Genomic DNA, 14,257 nt, shown 5'->3' with positions numbered 1-14,257 from the left:
GGATACTTTGTTCCCCATGGATCCCTTTGGTCTCTACATTCACGTCCCCTTCTGTGCCTCCCGCTGCGGTTACTGCGACTTCAACACCTATACCCCGGGTGAGCTGGGAGGGGATTTGACCAGCGATTATCTAAGTGCTTTGGAGAAAGAGCTGGAGATGGCGGCGGCGCAGGTGGGCCGCGAAGCCGAGACTGTTTTTATCGGTGGCGGCACGCCGAGTCTGCTGGGTGCTGAGGGCCTGGGCCGTGTCTTGTCGAAGGTCCGCGATACCTTTGGCCTCGCCCCGGGCGCGGAGGTCACCACGGAATCCAACCCGGAATCCACTTCGCCGGAGTACTTCGCCGGGCTTCTCGACGCCGGCTTCACCCGCCTCTCCCTGGGCATGCAATCCGCCTCGCCGGGGGTGCTCGCCGTGTTGGAGCGAGCCCACACGCCGGGCCGCGCCTTCGATGCCGCGCGCGAAGCCATCGCTGCGGGCTTCAAGCACGTCAACCTCGACATGATCTATGGCACGCCGACAGAAGAAGATGCTGACGTTGCCCTGACCTTGGAGCGCGCCTTAGAGACCGGGGTGGACCACATCAGCGCATATTCGCTCATCGTGGAAGATGGCACGCGCATGGCCCGCAAGGTGTCCAAGGGCCTCCTGCCCGCACCGGATGAGGACGTGCTGGCCCGGCGCTATGAGATGATCTCCTCCACGCTCGAGGCCGAAGGTTTTGAGTGGTATGAGGTGTCCAACTGGGCCAAGCCGGGCGGGGAGTGTCAGCACAACCGCATTTACTGGGTGGACGGCAACTGGTGGGGTGCGGGCCCGGGCGCGCATTCGCACTTGGGCAACGAGCGCTTCTATAACGTGAAGAACCCGCGGACCTACATCAAGGCGGTAGGCGAGGGCGAGTTGCCCATCAAGGAGCGCGAGCAGCTCTCGGAGGCTGACCGTCATACCGAGCGCATCATGCTGGGACTGCGCCTGCGCGAGGGCATTCCTGCGTCCTGGCTCGCGCCGGCGGCTGAGCCCGTGGCCGCGCGTTTTATCGAGCGCGGCCTGCTCGAGCGCGCCGGTGACCGCCTTCGCGTGACCAAGGCAGGCCGCCTGCTCGCGGATGGCATTATTACGGACCTCCTCGTCGCTGAAGACACCGCCCAAAACACCGCCCGCTAGCGGCTTGCCCCGCCGGCGGGCCGACCTCCGAGTCCGCATCAGCTGGCTCATTAGCGGCCGTACCCTGATCGTGGCCTGTCCTCAGCCTTCCGCACATGGTTCCAGTGGAAAGGCTCCGGTCGGAAGGTTCGTTTGGGGGTAAGCAAACCTTCCTTAGGCTGCTAGAAGGTTCGTTTGGGGGCAGGTAAACCGTATGACCTGAGCCATCTGAGTAGAACCATCTGTGTGATGCAACCGCGAAGCCGCGAAGAAGTGGCCAAGCCTTGGCCTTTCGATACCGAGGAGACATAGTGACTTAAAGTTAGCCCCGCTGGGAATTTGTTAGTTTTGCTCCTGTCGTCGGGAAGTTTGATAGCGGTGTTAGTCGGTGTTAGTTTCTCTCTCCACGTCGAGAAACCTGTTAGTCGCTTTCGATACGGTTAGTCTTTTAAGTGGTCCTTTTAGTTTGGTCCCGTTAATTTGGTCCGTTTACGGCGAAAAGGGACCATCTATCGCAGGAAATGGGCCCGCAGATGGTCTCTTTGTCCTCAAAAGAGACCAGACTAAAGGGACCATCAGTTTTCGAGCCACCTGGAAGCGCATGATGGACGCTTCTAAGAACGCACTTTGGAACCTGCGGGAAGTGGTGGCGGGCTACCAGCGCACCGAGGCAGATTGGCACCAGCTTCCACACTTGCCCGCCAGAACGGATAGCCTTAAAGACATGTCTAGCTCCACCGATGCCCGCCGCCAAGAGGTCCTGCGCGCCATCGTCGCGGATTACATCGCTTCGCAATCGCCCGTCGGCTCCAAGGCCCTGCTCGAGCGCTACCAGCTGGGCGTGTCCTCGGCGACGATTCGCAATGACATGGCCGTGCTCGAAGCCGAAGGCCTCATCGCCCAAGAGCACGCCAGCTCTGGGCGCGTGCCCACGCAGAAGGGCTACCGCCAGTTCGTCGACACGCTGCACGATGTCAAGCCGCTTTCCAAGGCCGAGCGCCGCGCCATGCTCACCTTCCTCGAGGGCGGCGTGGATTTGGAAGACGTGCTGCGCCGCTCTGTCCAGCTGTTGGCCCAGGTAACTAAGCAAGCGGCCGTGGTGCAGATGCCTAACCTCAAGGTCTCCCGCGTGAAGCACTGCGAGGTCGTGGCACTCTCACCGGTGCGTCTGCTCTTGGTGTTGATTACGGATAATGGGCGCGTCGATCAGCGCAATGTGGAGCTCGATGATGTCATCGACCCCGAGCAGACCCACCGCCTGCGCGATATCCTCAACACCGCCCTGGAGGGCAAGACGCTCACGGAAGCCTCGGTGGAGCTGGCCGCGCTTGTCGACGACTCCCCGGCCGATATCCGCCCCCATCTTCTCAAGGCCGCGACGACGCTGATTGAGACCCTCGTGGAGCAGCCCTCCGATCGCCTGATCATGGCGGGCACCTCCAACCTCACCCGCGTGGCCCTGACCGAGGGTTTGCCCTCTATCATCGAGGCTCTTGAAGAACAGGTCGTGGTGCTGAAATTGCTGGCCCGCGTGCCGGACCTGGGCAATGTTTCAGTATCTATTGGCGAGGAAAACGAAGCCGATGAGCTGCGCCAAACCTCTGTCGTAGCTACGCGCTATGGATTCGGCACAGGCTCGGAGGCCGCAGCACTTGGCGGGTTAGGTGTGGTGGGTCCGACGTATATGGATTACTCGGGAACAATCTCCAAGGTCTCCGCCGTTGCACGCTATGTGAGTGAAATTTTGGCGGGCGAGTAAGCTGGCCCGTCGGATTAGATTTAGTATCAACGAGATATAGAAGGATGACAGTACGTGGCTCGTGACTACTACGGCATTCTTGGTGTAGAAAAGTCGGCGTCCGACGCCGAGATTAAGAAGGCCTACCGCAAGCTGGCACGCAAGTACCACCCGGATGTGAACCCGGGCGATGAGGAGGCCGCGGAGAAGTTCCGCGAGGCTTCCCTTGCACAGGAGGTTCTGCTGGATCCGCAGAAGCGCCAGGTTGTGGACATGGGTGGTGACCCCATGGAGGAGCGCGCGGCCCAGGGCGGCGGCTTTGGTGGTTTCGGTGGCGGCGGCCTCGGGGATATCTTCGCCGAGTTCTTCGGTGGGGGAGCGGCCTCCCGCGGCCCGCGTTCCCGTGTGCAGCCCGGCGATGACGCGCTGCTGCGCACCACGATTACCCTCGAAGAGGCTTATAGCGGAGTGAAGCAGCAGGTCAAGGTCGATACCGCCGTGGTCTGTGACCGTTGTGAGGGCTCTGGTTCTGAGTCCAAGTCCAAGCCGGTGACCTGTGATCACTGTGGCGGTATGGGCCAGGTTCAGGAGGTCCAGCGCAGCATGCTGGGCAACATGATGACTACCCGCGATTGCCCGAAGTGCTATGGCTTCGGCGAAGTAGTCACCGATCCCTGCGGCCACTGCGGTGGCGATGGCCGCGTGCGCAAGCGCCGCGATATTACGGTGAACATCCCCGCCGGCATTGGTGATGGCATGCGCATCCGCATGGCTTCCCAGGGCGAGGTCGGCCACGGCGGCGGCCCCGCTGGTGACCTCTACGTCGAGGTACACACCGAGCCGCACCCCGTTTTCGAGCGCAATGCTGATGACCTGCACCTGACCGTGCGCGTGCCCATGGTGGATGCAGCTCTGGGCTCTTCCTGCACCGTCGAGCAGCTCGACGGCGAGGAGCTCACCATCGATATCGCGCCGGGCACCCAGCCGGGCGAGTCCATCACCCTCCAGGGCAAGGGCATGCCGCGCCTGCGCACCGACGGATTCGGCAACCTCCACGCTCACGTGGATGTGGTGATCCCGACGGACCTGGATAAGAAGACCCGCGAGGCACTGGAGAAGGTCCGCGCCGCCGGTCACGGCGGCACCGAGGTCCACCATGCCGGGGATGGCCAGGGTGAATCCCTTTTTAGCCGCTTCCGCGATAAGTTCCGCCGCTAATGTCTTTACCCGTCTTCCTCCACCCGGATCTCTCCCTCACTGAGATCGGCCAGCCCGTGGGCCTCGACGGCGCGGAGGGCCGCCACGCGGTCACCGTCAAGCGCATGGGCCCAGGGGAGCACCTGGCCCTGATCGATGGGTCCGGGCGCCGCGCCACCGCCACCATCACCGATACGCAGGGCAAGGACACACTGGTCGCGCTTGTCGACGACCTTGCGATCCTCCCCGAACCCTCCCCGAGGGTGGTCGTGGTCCAGGCTATCCCCAAGTCGGAGCGCGCCGAACTCGCCGTCGACCTGGCCACCCAGGCCGGGGCGGATGAGATCATCGCCTGGCAGGCGGATCGCTGCGTGTCCAAGTGGGATGCCAAGAAGGCCCCGAAGGCGCTAGCGAAGTGGGAATCTGCAGCCGTGGCGGCGGCGAAGCAATCGCGCCGAGTGCGCGTACCCGCGGTGCGCGGCCCGCTGACTACCCGCCAGCTATGCCAGGAGATTTCGGGTGCACGCGCCTTGGTTCTTCACGAGGAAGCTCAAGTGCGGCTCAAGGACCTGGAGGACCTCGACTCCGCCGGAACCATCTACCTACTGGTGGGCCCGGAGGGCGGCATCGGCGCGGAGGAACTGGCCCGCCTGCAGGACGCCGGTGCGACGGCGATCAAGTTGGGGCCGGAGGTGTTGCGGACGGCGTCGGCAAGCATGGTGGCCTTGGCCAGCATCGGCACCCTGACCGCGCGCTGGTAGCCTTTTGGGCGTGCCTATTATCACCACCAAGTTTGATCTCGATTCCGCCTACCTCGCCACCGTGCTGGGGCCGGCGGACGATAACCTGCGCGTTTTGGGCAACCTTGTGGGCGTGGACCTCTTTGCCCGCGGCACCACCATTACTGCCGCCGGCCCGGATTATGAGGTGGCCCGTGCACGCAAGGTTCTGGAAGAGCTCGAGGCGATTGCACGCCGCGGCCATCCGGTGAGCACGGATACCGTTAAGCACACCCTGGACCTTGTCACGGTGGATGCTCCAGCTTCCGTGTCCGAGACACTCGCGGCCGATATCGTCTCGCGTCGCGGCAAGGCTGTGCGCCCGAAGACGGTGGGGCAATCGCGCTATGTGCAGGCGATTGATGAGAACACGATTGTCTTCGGCATTGGTCCGGCCGGTACCGGTAAGACCTACCTGGCGGTGGCCAAGGCGGTGCAGGCCCTGCGCGCCAAGCAGGTCAGCCGCATTATCTTGACTCGCCCGGCCGTGGAAGCGGGGGAGAAGCTGGGCTTTCTGCCTGGCACGCTCAACGACAAGATTGACCCCTACCTGCGCCCGCTCTACGACGCTTTGCGGGACATGATTGATCCGGAGATGATTCCGAAGCTCATGGAGGCCGGCATCATTGAGGTCGCACCCCTGGCCTATATGCGTGGCCGCACGCTCAACGATGCCTTCGTCATTCTCGACGAGGCCCAGAACACCACGCCGGCGCAGATGAAGATGTTCCTGACGCGTTTGGGCTTTGGCTCCACCATTGTGGTGACCGGCGATATTTCCCAGGTGGACTTGCCCGGTGGCCAGGTCTCCGGTCTGCGCCTGGTGCGCCGCATTCTCAAGGGCGTTCCGGATATTCACTTTGCGGAGCTGGGCTCTGGTGATGTGGTGCGCCACCAGCTGGTCGGGCGCATTGTCGAGGCCTACGATAACTTTGCTGAGCAGGAGGAGAAGAAATGAGCATCGAGTTTATTAACGAGTCCGGTTATGACGGCGTCAACGAGGAGATGCTGATCGACGTCTGCTCCTACGCCCTCGGCCGCCTCGACGTTAACCCGGATGCCGAGTGCACGATTACCGCGGTGGACCTGGATACCATCGCGGAGCTGCACGTGCGCTGGATGGACCTGGAAGGTCCGACCGACGTGATGAGCTTCCCCATGGATGAGCTCACCCCGGGTGCTAGCGCAGGCCGCCCCGATGCGGTGGAGGCCGGCCCCGCCATGCTGGGCGATATTGTTCTTTGCCCGGAGTTTGCCCAGCGCCAGGCTACGGCTGCCGGCCACTCCCTGGGCCACGAGCTGGCTCTGCTCACCGTGCATGGTTGCCTGCACCTGCTGGGCTATGACCACACCACTGCGGCGGAAGAGAAGGAAATGTTCGGCCTGCAGAACGAGCTGCTGGCGGACTGGTATGAGGACTTGGCGGCCCGTGGTGTGAGCTACCAGCCCAAGCCTTCTGGCCCGAAGGCCTTCCCAGATGCCGCCGAGCGCGCCGAGCTGGACAAGGAAGTACCCGGCGGCGGCCTGTAATCCGGATGCGGCTGGGCCCACTGCCTGCGTCTGTTGCGGCCAAACACAGGCAGTGCGTTTGCTTAAATGAGGCCAATCGTTGAGGTGTGTGGTGGGACGTAGCACAATAGAGGATTATGAACATCCTCTCCATCCAGTCCCACGTCACCTTCGGCCACGTGGGCAATTCCGCAGCAGTCTTTCCTCTTCAGCGCGCTGGCCATGAGGTATGGCCTATCCACACGGTGAACTTCTCCAACCACACCGGTTACGGCGATTGGGGCGGGCCGATGATCCCGGCGGAAGAGGTCACGGCGATTGTGGATGGCATCGAAAAGCGCGGCGCCTTCTCGCGCATTGATGCGATCTTGTCTGGCTACCAGGGCGGTCCGGACATCGCCGGTGCCATCGTGGATGCTGTGAACCGCATCAAGGCGGTTAACCCTAAGGCCCTCTATGCCTGCGACCCGGTGATGGGCAACGCCAAGTCCGGCTGCTTCGTCTCCGACGAAATCCCGCCGCTGCTGCGCGATAAGGTCGTTCCAGTCGCGGACATCATCACCCCGAACCAGTTCGAGCTGGGGTACCTGACAGACTCTGAGGTAGGCACCTTGGAGCAAACGCTCGCCGCGATCAAGCGCGCGCAGGAGATCGGACCGAAGACCGTGCTGGTGACCTCGGTGCAGCGCCCGGAGACCAGCGAGGACGAGATCGAGATGCTTGCTGTTGATGGCGAGCGCGCCTTCCTAGTCGCCACCCCCAAGCTGCCGTTCAAGCGCAACGGCTCGGGCGATGTCACGGCCTCGCTTTTCACCGGCCACTACGTGGAAACCCACGATGCGAAGGAAGCGCTCAAGCGCACGGCTTCTTCGGTCTTCGACTTGCTGCAGAACACCTACGAGGCGGATTCGCAGGAGCTGCTCCTCATCGAATCGCAGGACACCTTCGCTCACCCGCAGCTGCAATTCCAGGTCGAGGAGCTCTAGCCGCCAATCCGTGACCGCTGCCCGCGCGCCTTTGCAGCTTGAGGCTTGGCGGTCTCGCGCACCAGTCTGAGTCTCGGCCTTACGTGGCCCTGCCGTCAGCCTTCGCTGTGGTCCCGCAAAAGGTGCCCGGCAAACGGCATCTCCCAAAAGGCGTCTCTGGTAGTAAAAACGCCATCTGGACGCCGCAAAAGGCGTTTTTAGGCGTGAAAACGCCTTTTAACAGATGCCTCCTGGAAGATGCCATGTGGCGCAAGCTTTTTCGCAGTCGCCATGCGGCGGATACGCTCGCGCCATCAACTCTCACCCTCGCGCACCGCTGCTTTCGTGGCCCACCTTCAACGATGTGGTTTCCAGCCATAAGGTTCTACTCACATGGTTCGGGTCAGAAGGTTCTCTTGGGGGGCAAACAAACCTTCTGCAGGTCGCTAGATGGTTCGTTTGGGGGGCAAGGAAACCTTATGACTAGAACCGTCTGACTGGAACCATCTGCGCAGCGCGAAGGAACCACCGGTGCGTGCGTTATGATATGAGGCAATATGAGCACTGATTTCGATGCCGCCTTCGCCGACCTACCAGCCGAGGGCGAAGCCAGCCCCGCCGACTACTCGCAGTACACCGACACGCCCGAGGGCTTCCGCTCCGGCTTCGTGTCTTTCGTCGGCCGCCCCAACACCGGCAAGTCCACCCTGACCAACGCGCTGGTGGGGCAAAAGATCGCCATCACGGCGGACCAGCCCGAGACCACCCGCCACCCCATCCGCGGCCTGGTGCACCGCGAGGATGCGCAGATCGTGCTCGTCGACACGCCCGGTCTGCACCGGCCACGAACTCTGCTCGGCGAGCGCCTCAACGAAGTCGTTAAAGACACGTATGCAGACGTTGACGTCATCGGCCTGACCATCCCCGCGGACGAAAAGATTGGCCCCGGTGATCGTTGGATCTTGGAGAACGTCCGCAAGGTCGCGCCGAAGACCCCCATCATCGGCATCGTCACCAAGCTGGATAAAGCGTCCAAGGACCAAGTCGGCGCCCAGCTGCTCGCCCTGCACGAGCTGCTCGCTGAAGAGAACCCCGATGCCGTGGTCATCCCCGTTTCCGCCACCGAGCGCGTGCAGCTGGATGAGCTGACCCAGGTCATCGTGGACCACCTGCCCGAAGGCCCCAAGTTTTACCCCGATGACCACGTCACCGACGAAGACCAGTCCAAGCGCATCGCCGAGCTGATCCGCGAGTCTGCGCTCTCCGGCCTGAAATACGAGCTGCCGCACTCGGTTGCCGTCGAGGTCGATGAGATTCTGCCTAGCCAGGAGCGCCCGGACGTCCTCAACGTCCACGCCATCCTCTACCTGGAGCGCCCCGGCCAGAAGCGCATCATCGAAGGCAAGGACGGCCGCCGCTTCCGCCGCATCGTGGGTACCGCCCGCAAGGAAATCATTCAGCTCCTTGGCCAAAACGTCTACCTTGACCTGCGTATTAAGGTGCTCAAGAATTGGCAGTCGGACCCGAAGGCGCTGGGCCGCCTGGGCTTCTAAAAGCCGGAGAACTTCCACATGCGCGAAAACTTCCGCGACCGCGCCCTTGTCATCCGCTCCTATGATTTCGGCGAGGCGGACCGCATCATCGTGCTCTTGACCCGCCACCACGGCCTCGTGCGCGGGGTGGCCAAGGGAGTGCGCCGCGCCAAGTCGCGCTTCGGCTCGCGCCTGCAGCTCTTCGTTAACCTCGACGTTCAGCTTTATCCCGGGCGTAACCTCTACACCATTTCCCAGGCCGATACCGTGGATTACTTCGGCGCGCGCATCATCGAGGACTACGAGCGCTATACCGCTGCGTGTGCTGCCCTCGAATCCGCCGAGCGCCTCGCCGCCGCTGATGCCCCCGGCGATCCCTACCTCTATGAGGCCTGCGTCGATGTCCTCGACAAGCTTCAGCACGGCGATCCGCTCATGCTTCTCGATGCCTTCCTTCTCAAAGCCATGTCCCACGCCGGCTGGGCTCCCAGCCTTTTCGATTGCGCCCAGTGCCAAAGACCCGGCCCGCACCACGCCTTCCACCCAGCCGTGGGCGGGGCCGCCTGCCACCAATGCCGCCCACCAGGCGCCGCCGAGGTAGACCCAGAAACCCTGCACCACATGTGGCTCATCGCCCATGACCACCCCAGCCAACCAACGAACGCCCAAGCCCAAGAGGCCCATCGCCTCACCCGCGCGCACCTGCAATGGCATCTTGAGCGAAGCGTTGGCGCGTTGGGGATCATGGAACAGTAGACTGTAACCCGTGATTACGCCTGACCCGAACCGAGTTCTTCATCCGCCCGCTATCCCGCAGGAGTTCCTGCCGCGCCACATCGCGCTGGTCATGGACGGCAACGGCCGCTGGGCAGAGGAGCGCGGCATGAAGCGCACCGAAGGACACCGTCGCGGGGAAGCAGTGCTTCTCGACGTCGTCGATGCCTGCCTCTCCCTCGGTGTTCCTTATCTTTCCGCCTATGCCTTCTCCACCGAGAATTGGCGCCGCAGCGCGGAGGAAGTCCGCTTCCTCATGGGCTTTAACCGCGACGTGCTGCGCCGCCAGCGTCATTGGCTCAACGAGAGGGGAGTGCGCGTGGTCTGGGCCGGCCGCCGCCCGCGCCTGTGGCGCTCTGTGATCAAGGAGCTTGAGGCCGCAGAGGAGCTGACTAAGGACAACACCAAGATGACCCTGGTGATGTGCGTGAATTACGGTGGTCGCGCCGAGCTTGTCGACGGTATCCGGAAACTCGCGGAGCAAGTCTCCCGCGGCGAGCTTGACCCGCGCTCCATCAATGAGAAGACGGTCAGCTCGGTGTTGTATGACCCCGATATGCCGGACGTGGATTTGTTCTTGCGCCCCTCCGGCGAGAAGCGCACCTCCAACTTCCTGCTGTGGCAGTCGGCTTACGCAGAGATGATTTACCAAGACAAGCTCTTCCCGGATTTCACTCCGGAAGACTTGTTCGCCGCGGTGGAGGAGTACGCGCGGCGCGACCGCCGCTTCGGCGGCGTCAAGTAGCGCGCGAGCTGTGTAGTGCTGTCAGGGGGATGAAGATATCCTCGATGTGGCAGGAAAAGTGGCGTGTCTAAGACGCCGCGCGGCACTCGGCGCAGATGCCGAAGATTTCGGCATCGTGCCCGGTGAGCTCGAAGTCGTGCTCCTTGGCTACCGAGGAGGCCCACTCTTCAATCGGGCCGCCATCGATTTCTTCGGTGCGGCCGCATTTGGTGCACACCAAGTGGTGGTGGTGCGCATCGCTCTCGCAATGGCGGTAGAGGGTCTCGCCGGAGGGCATGTGGAGCGCGTCAACAGCTTCAATCTCCGAGAGTGATTGGAGCGTGCGATAGACGGTGGTGAGGCCGACTTTCTGGTTACCGTCGAGAAGCGCCTGGTGAATGTCCTTGGCAGAGACGAACTTATCGAGACTGCGCAGGACCTCAACGACGGCGGTGCGCTGGCGGGTATTGCGAGCGCCGAGTTTAGGAATACTGTCGTGGATGGCCATGTGGCTTAGTTTATCAACACACTTCCATTAAGAGGTGGCCAGTGAGGCGTCGCGAAGCAAAGGCAGCACCTTAGGGGCCACCAGAGAGTAACGGACTTCGCGGCCGGTGCGCTCGCTGTCGACGATGTTTGCGCGCTTCAAAACCCGCAGGTGCTGACTAATAAGTGGCTGCGATTTGCCGGTCGCGGAGACCAGTTCGTGGACGTAGTGATCGCGCTCGGCCAGGCGCTGGATGATGTCGATGCGCAACGGTGAATCCAAAGCGCTAATGACGGAGGCAGCCGCCGCCAGATCGAGGGGAGGGGTGTCAGTCTGGGTGTTGGTCACGCCATTCACCTTCAGTCATTTCTATCGGTGGAGAGTTAAAAAGAGAGCTATCGGTACTATAGCCGAAGAATGCGGAAATGTGTATAAAATGCACCACACTTTCGGGGTGAAGGCACGCGGTGATTGGGGGCACGCTAGACTAGGCCGCACTGTATAAAAGACTGTCCCCTACCAGAGGAGTCCCATTAGCTATGGCATCCGTCATTGATACCGTCGTCAGCCTGTGTAAGCGCCGCGGCTTGGTCTACCAGGCAGGTGAGATTTATGGCGGTTCCCGCTCTGCGTGGGACTACGGCCCGCTTGGCGTCGAGCTCAAGGAAAACATCAAGCGCCAGTGGTGGCGCCACATGGTGCAGTCCCGCGATGACGTCGTGGGTGTCGATACTTCTGTGATCCAGCCGCGCCAGGTGTGGGTGTCCTCCGGCCACGTTGAGGTCTTCACCGACCCGCTGGTGGAGTCCAAGCACACCGGTAAGCGCTACCGCGCCGACCACCTGATTGAGGCTTATGAGGAAAAGCACGGCCATGAGCCGGCCAACGGCCTTGCGGATATTAATGATCCGGAGACCGGCCAGCCGGGTGACTGGACCGAGCCGAAGGCTTTCTCCGGCCTGCTCAAGACTTTCCTGGGTCCGGTCGATGATGAGCAGGGTCTGCACTACCTGCGCCCGGAGACCGCGCAGGGCATCTTCGTGAACTTCAAGAACGTGATGACCTCGGCACGTATGAAGCCGCCGTTCGGCATCGCCAACATTGGTAAGTCCTTCCGTAACGAGATCACCCCGGGTAACTTCATTTTCCGCACCCGCGAGTTCGAGCAGATGGAGATGGAGTTCTTCGTCAAACCGGGCGAGGACGAAGAGTGGCACCAGTACTGGATCGATGACCGCTTCAACTGGTACATCGACCTCGGTATCAAGAAGGAGAACCTGCGCCTCTACGAGCACCCGCAGGAGAAGCTGTCCCACTACTCCAAGCGCACCGTCGACGTGGAGTATGCCTATAACTTGAAGGGCTCCAAGTGGGGCGAGCTGGAGGGCGTGGCCAACCGTACGGACTACGACCTCTCCGTGCACACCAAGGGCTCGGGCGAGGACCTGTCCTACTTTGACCAGGAGGCGGGCGAGCGCTGGACTCCGTACGTCATCGAGCCGGCTGCCGGCCTGGGCCGCGCCATGATGGCCTTCCTTATCGACGCCTACGACGAAGAGGAAGCCCCGAACGCCAAGGGCGGTACCGATAAGCGCGTGGTGCTGCGCCTGGACCGCCGCCTGGCTCCGGTCAAGGTGGCCGTGCTGCCGCTGTCGAAGAAGGAAGAGCTGTCCACCCCGGCCCGCGAGCTGGCCAACAAGCTGCGCGCTAACTGGAACGTAGAGTTCGACGTCTCTGGTGCCATCGGCCGCCGCTACCGCCGCCAGGATGAGATTGGTACTCCGTTCTGCGTGACCTATGACTTCGACACCCTCGAGGACAACGCGGTCACCGTGCGTGAGCGTGACTCCATGGAACAGGAGCGCGTCAAGCTCGACGAGCTTGAGGCTTACCTGGCCGCTCGCCTGGTTGGCTGCTAATGCACTACACCAGCTGGGACCGCAGCGACCGCCAGAACCCGGTCCTCCTCGTGGGGAAGGGACCGGCGTCGTTGGGCATGTTCCAGGAACGCTCGGCAGATGTGGAAGGCGAGCACTGGCGCTTGGGCCTCGATGACTTGGGCGCGTCGGTGACCTTGGAAGATGACCGCGTTTACCGCCTGGCGGGCAACCCCAAGCGCGATAAGCGTTTGGAGGCCTCGCTGGATGGGCGCACCTTTGCCTTCATCAACGAGGCCGGCGGCGACTGGATTGTTGAAGACCACGACGGCCTTAAAATCGCGCAATTTTCCTCCAAGAACTCTGGCGTACGCAAGGCCATCCTCGAGTTCGAAGGCGAGGACAGCGATGATTCCGATGACCTCAGCCACTCGGAGATTGCTGCCCTGAGCTGGTTTACGCGTGTCATTTTGGAGGCGCGGACGCAGAAGACCGCGATCCCGATCATCGCGACGCTGCTGCTGATGACCATCGTCGCCATCATCGCGGTGCTTCTCTGATGCAGCGCTGGGTGTGGCGCGATGAGGCGCTGGTGGATGATGCTGGCGAGGTCATCGCCCGCGTGACTCCGACGGGCCTGCTGCTGCCCGGCACGGGCACTACCATCGCCTTCGAACACACCCCGGGCGCGCGCCGCTTCACCGTGCGCGGGGCCGACTTTTCCGCGGAGCAGGCCAGCTTTACGGTGAATAAGCTGCGCGCGCTCTGTCAGGGCCGCGAGTACTTGCTTGAGCGCACGAATCCATTCCGCCGGCAGCGCCGTATTCTCGCTATCCCAGACTCCGCCACGTCGGGCACCGCCACCGAGGTCGCTCGCACCACTCCGCGGGGCCGCGGCCTCGAAGTCGCGGTGGGCGAGCTCCCCCTCACCGACGTCGTCTTCATCAGCTACTGTTGCCTGCTTCTCGACGGCTCCACCCGCCCCCTTCGCGCCTAACCCACCTTCCGCGATATAGTCAGAACTGGCGTGGAAACTTGGGTGATTTCATTAAAAGGGGAGCTCTTCTAGCTTCCTTGCTCGGCTTGGTATGCCGGTAGAGGGCTCGCGTCAGATGGTTGCAGTCATAAGGTTTGTTTGCCCCCAAACGAACCATCTAGCTCGGTGTAAAAGGTTTACTTGCCCCCAGGTAAACCGTTTGACTGCAACCTTTTGAGAGAAGCCTTTTGACGAGAACCATGTGCATGACCGGTCTACGCCTACCGTGTATGTGCACCACCCCGTATCCGAGGAACTGATTGGCCGGCTACCGAGACGCGGTCCAATCGCCGGATGCGTGTACAGGAAAACCGGCCGAAGGCATCTCGCGGACGGCATCCGACAGAAGGCATCTGACAAATGGCGTCTGTCAAAAGGCGTCTTTGGGGCTGAAAACGCCATGTAGAGGGTGCAAAAGGCGTTTTTAGCTGTAAAAATTCCTTCTAGAAGATGCCTTTTGCAAGGCGCCTTTTGCGAGATGCCTTATGGGGCCGC

15 protein-coding genes are annotated in these 14,257 nt (G+C 62.2%); 13 read left to right on the top strand and 2 right to left on the bottom strand.

Annotation, left to right across the window (positions count from 1 at the left end; all coding sequences use genetic code 11):
* The first annotated feature begins 16 nt into the window (after positions 1-16).
* The 10 genes from hemW to HMPREF2996_RS00450 all read left to right on the top strand — a co-directional run bounded on the left by hemW (position 17) and on the right by HMPREF2996_RS00450 (position 10,383).
* Positions 17-1,165: a radical SAM family heme chaperone HemW gene (gene hemW / locus HMPREF2996_RS00495; protein WP_070729616.1), complete on the top strand. Its 1,149-nt coding sequence runs from the start codon at positions 17-19 to the stop codon at positions 1,163-1,165.
* Positions 1,166-1,868: 703 nt separating this feature from the next.
* Positions 1,869-2,903 (top strand): heat-inducible transcriptional repressor HrcA, encoded by a 1,035-nt coding sequence (gene hrcA / locus HMPREF2996_RS00490; RefSeq protein ID WP_070525541.1) that lies wholly within the window; start codon positions 1,869-1,871, stop codon positions 2,901-2,903.
* 54 nt (positions 2,904-2,957) lie between these two features.
* Positions 2,958-4,100 (top strand): molecular chaperone DnaJ, encoded by a 1,143-nt coding sequence (gene dnaJ, locus HMPREF2996_RS00485; RefSeq protein ID WP_070644578.1) that lies wholly within the window; start codon positions 2,958-2,960, stop codon positions 4,098-4,100.
* The gene (locus tag HMPREF2996_RS00480; protein ID WP_070729614.1) at positions 4,100-4,840 is read left to right on the top strand and encodes a 16S rRNA (uracil(1498)-N(3))-methyltransferase; all 741 of its coding nucleotides are present in this window, start codon (positions 4,100-4,102) and stop codon (positions 4,838-4,840) included. The genes dnaJ and HMPREF2996_RS00480 overlap by 1 nt, the downstream gene beginning before the upstream one ends.
* Before the next feature lie 10 nt (positions 4,841-4,850).
* Complete coding sequence (locus tag HMPREF2996_RS00475) at positions 4,851-5,816, top strand: PhoH family protein (protein WP_070729612.1); 966 nt, start codon at positions 4,851-4,853, stop codon at positions 5,814-5,816.
* On the top strand, positions 5,813-6,388 hold the full coding sequence (ybeY, locus tag HMPREF2996_RS00470; protein WP_070729610.1) for an rRNA maturation RNase YbeY: 576 nt from the start codon (positions 5,813-5,815) through the stop codon (positions 6,386-6,388). The genes HMPREF2996_RS00475 and ybeY overlap by 4 nt, the downstream gene beginning before the upstream one ends.
* A gap of 116 nt (positions 6,389-6,504) precedes the next feature.
* Complete coding sequence (pdxY, locus tag HMPREF2996_RS00465; RefSeq protein WP_070729608.1) at positions 6,505-7,353, top strand: pyridoxal kinase PdxY; 849 nt, start codon at positions 6,505-6,507, stop codon at positions 7,351-7,353.
* 536 nt (positions 7,354-7,889) lie between these two features.
* Positions 7,890-8,885: a GTPase Era gene (gene era / locus HMPREF2996_RS00460; protein ID WP_070729606.1), complete on the top strand. Its 996-nt coding sequence runs from the start codon at positions 7,890-7,892 to the stop codon at positions 8,883-8,885.
* An 18-nt stretch (positions 8,886-8,903) separates the two neighbouring features.
* Positions 8,904-9,620 (top strand): DNA repair protein RecO, encoded by a 717-nt coding sequence (recO, locus tag HMPREF2996_RS00455; RefSeq protein ID WP_070525526.1) that lies wholly within the window; start codon positions 8,904-8,906, stop codon positions 9,618-9,620.
* A gap of 10 nt (positions 9,621-9,630) precedes the next feature.
* Complete coding sequence (locus tag HMPREF2996_RS00450) at positions 9,631-10,383, top strand: isoprenyl transferase (protein ID WP_070729604.1); 753 nt, start codon at positions 9,631-9,633, stop codon at positions 10,381-10,383.
* A gap of 67 nt (positions 10,384-10,450) precedes the next feature.
* Here HMPREF2996_RS00450 and HMPREF2996_RS00445 read toward each other — a convergent pair whose 3' ends face one another.
* Entirely contained in the window at positions 10,451-10,870 is a 420-nt protein-coding gene (locus HMPREF2996_RS00445) for a Fur family transcriptional regulator (RefSeq protein ID WP_070644584.1), read from the bottom strand.
* Between the two features lie 27 nt (positions 10,871-10,897).
* Complete coding sequence (locus tag HMPREF2996_RS00440) at positions 10,898-11,197, bottom strand: ArsR/SmtB family transcription factor (protein ID WP_070446677.1); 300 nt, start codon at positions 11,195-11,197, stop codon at positions 10,898-10,900.
* Between the two features lie 191 nt (positions 11,198-11,388).
* On the opposite strand from HMPREF2996_RS00440, the gene HMPREF2996_RS00435 reads away from it, so the two are divergent.
* From HMPREF2996_RS00435 to HMPREF2996_RS00425, 3 genes are read left to right on the top strand one after another with little or no spacing between them, the layout of a single operon-like run.
* Positions 11,389-12,768 (top strand): glycine--tRNA ligase, encoded by a 1,380-nt coding sequence (locus HMPREF2996_RS00435; RefSeq protein ID WP_070729603.1) that lies wholly within the window; start codon positions 11,389-11,391, stop codon positions 12,766-12,768.
* Positions 12,768-13,286: a hypothetical protein gene (locus tag HMPREF2996_RS00430; RefSeq protein WP_070729601.1), complete on the top strand. Its 519-nt coding sequence runs from the start codon at positions 12,768-12,770 to the stop codon at positions 13,284-13,286. The genes HMPREF2996_RS00435 and HMPREF2996_RS00430 overlap by 1 nt, the downstream gene beginning before the upstream one ends.
* A complete protein-coding gene (locus tag HMPREF2996_RS00425; protein ID WP_070729599.1) occupies positions 13,286-13,723 on the top strand; it encodes a hypothetical protein in 438 nt (145 codons plus the stop codon). Before HMPREF2996_RS00430 ends, HMPREF2996_RS00425 begins: the two co-directional genes overlap by 1 nt.
* Positions 13,724-14,257: the final 534 nt, after the last annotated feature.

This window comes from Corynebacterium sp. HMSC066C02, from assembly GCF_001814945.1.
Lineage (GTDB): Bacteria > Actinomycetota > Actinomycetes > Mycobacteriales > Mycobacteriaceae > Corynebacterium > Corynebacterium aurimucosum.
This window is presented reverse-complemented; position numbering and strand designations above follow the sequence as displayed.

Coding starts and splice junctions, on each gene's coding strand:
- HMPREF2996_RS00425 (WP_070729599.1), top strand. CDS start 13,286: ATGCAGCGCTGGGTGTGGCGCGATGAGGCGCTGGTGGATGATGCTGGC.
- HMPREF2996_RS00445 (WP_070644584.1), bottom strand. CDS start 10,870: ATGGCCATCCACGACAGTATTCCTAAACTCGGCGCTCGCAATACCCGC.
- HMPREF2996_RS00430 (WP_070729601.1), top strand. CDS start 12,768: ATGCACTACACCAGCTGGGACCGCAGCGACCGCCAGAACCCGGTCCTC.
- hemW (WP_070729616.1), top strand. CDS start 17: ATGGATCCCTTTGGTCTCTACATTCACGTCCCCTTCTGTGCCTCCCGC.
- recO (WP_070525526.1), top strand. CDS start 8,904: ATGCGCGAAAACTTCCGCGACCGCGCCCTTGTCATCCGCTCCTATGAT.
- HMPREF2996_RS00435 (WP_070729603.1), top strand. CDS start 11,389: ATGGCATCCGTCATTGATACCGTCGTCAGCCTGTGTAAGCGCCGCGGC.
- pdxY (WP_070729608.1), top strand. CDS start 6,505: ATGAACATCCTCTCCATCCAGTCCCACGTCACCTTCGGCCACGTGGGC.
- ybeY (WP_070729610.1), top strand. CDS start 5,813: ATGAGCATCGAGTTTATTAACGAGTCCGGTTATGACGGCGTCAACGAG.
- era (WP_070729606.1), top strand. CDS start 7,890: ATGAGCACTGATTTCGATGCCGCCTTCGCCGACCTACCAGCCGAGGGC.
- hrcA (WP_070525541.1), top strand. CDS start 1,869: ATGTCTAGCTCCACCGATGCCCGCCGCCAAGAGGTCCTGCGCGCCATC.
- HMPREF2996_RS00480 (WP_070729614.1), top strand. CDS start 4,100: ATGTCTTTACCCGTCTTCCTCCACCCGGATCTCTCCCTCACTGAGATC.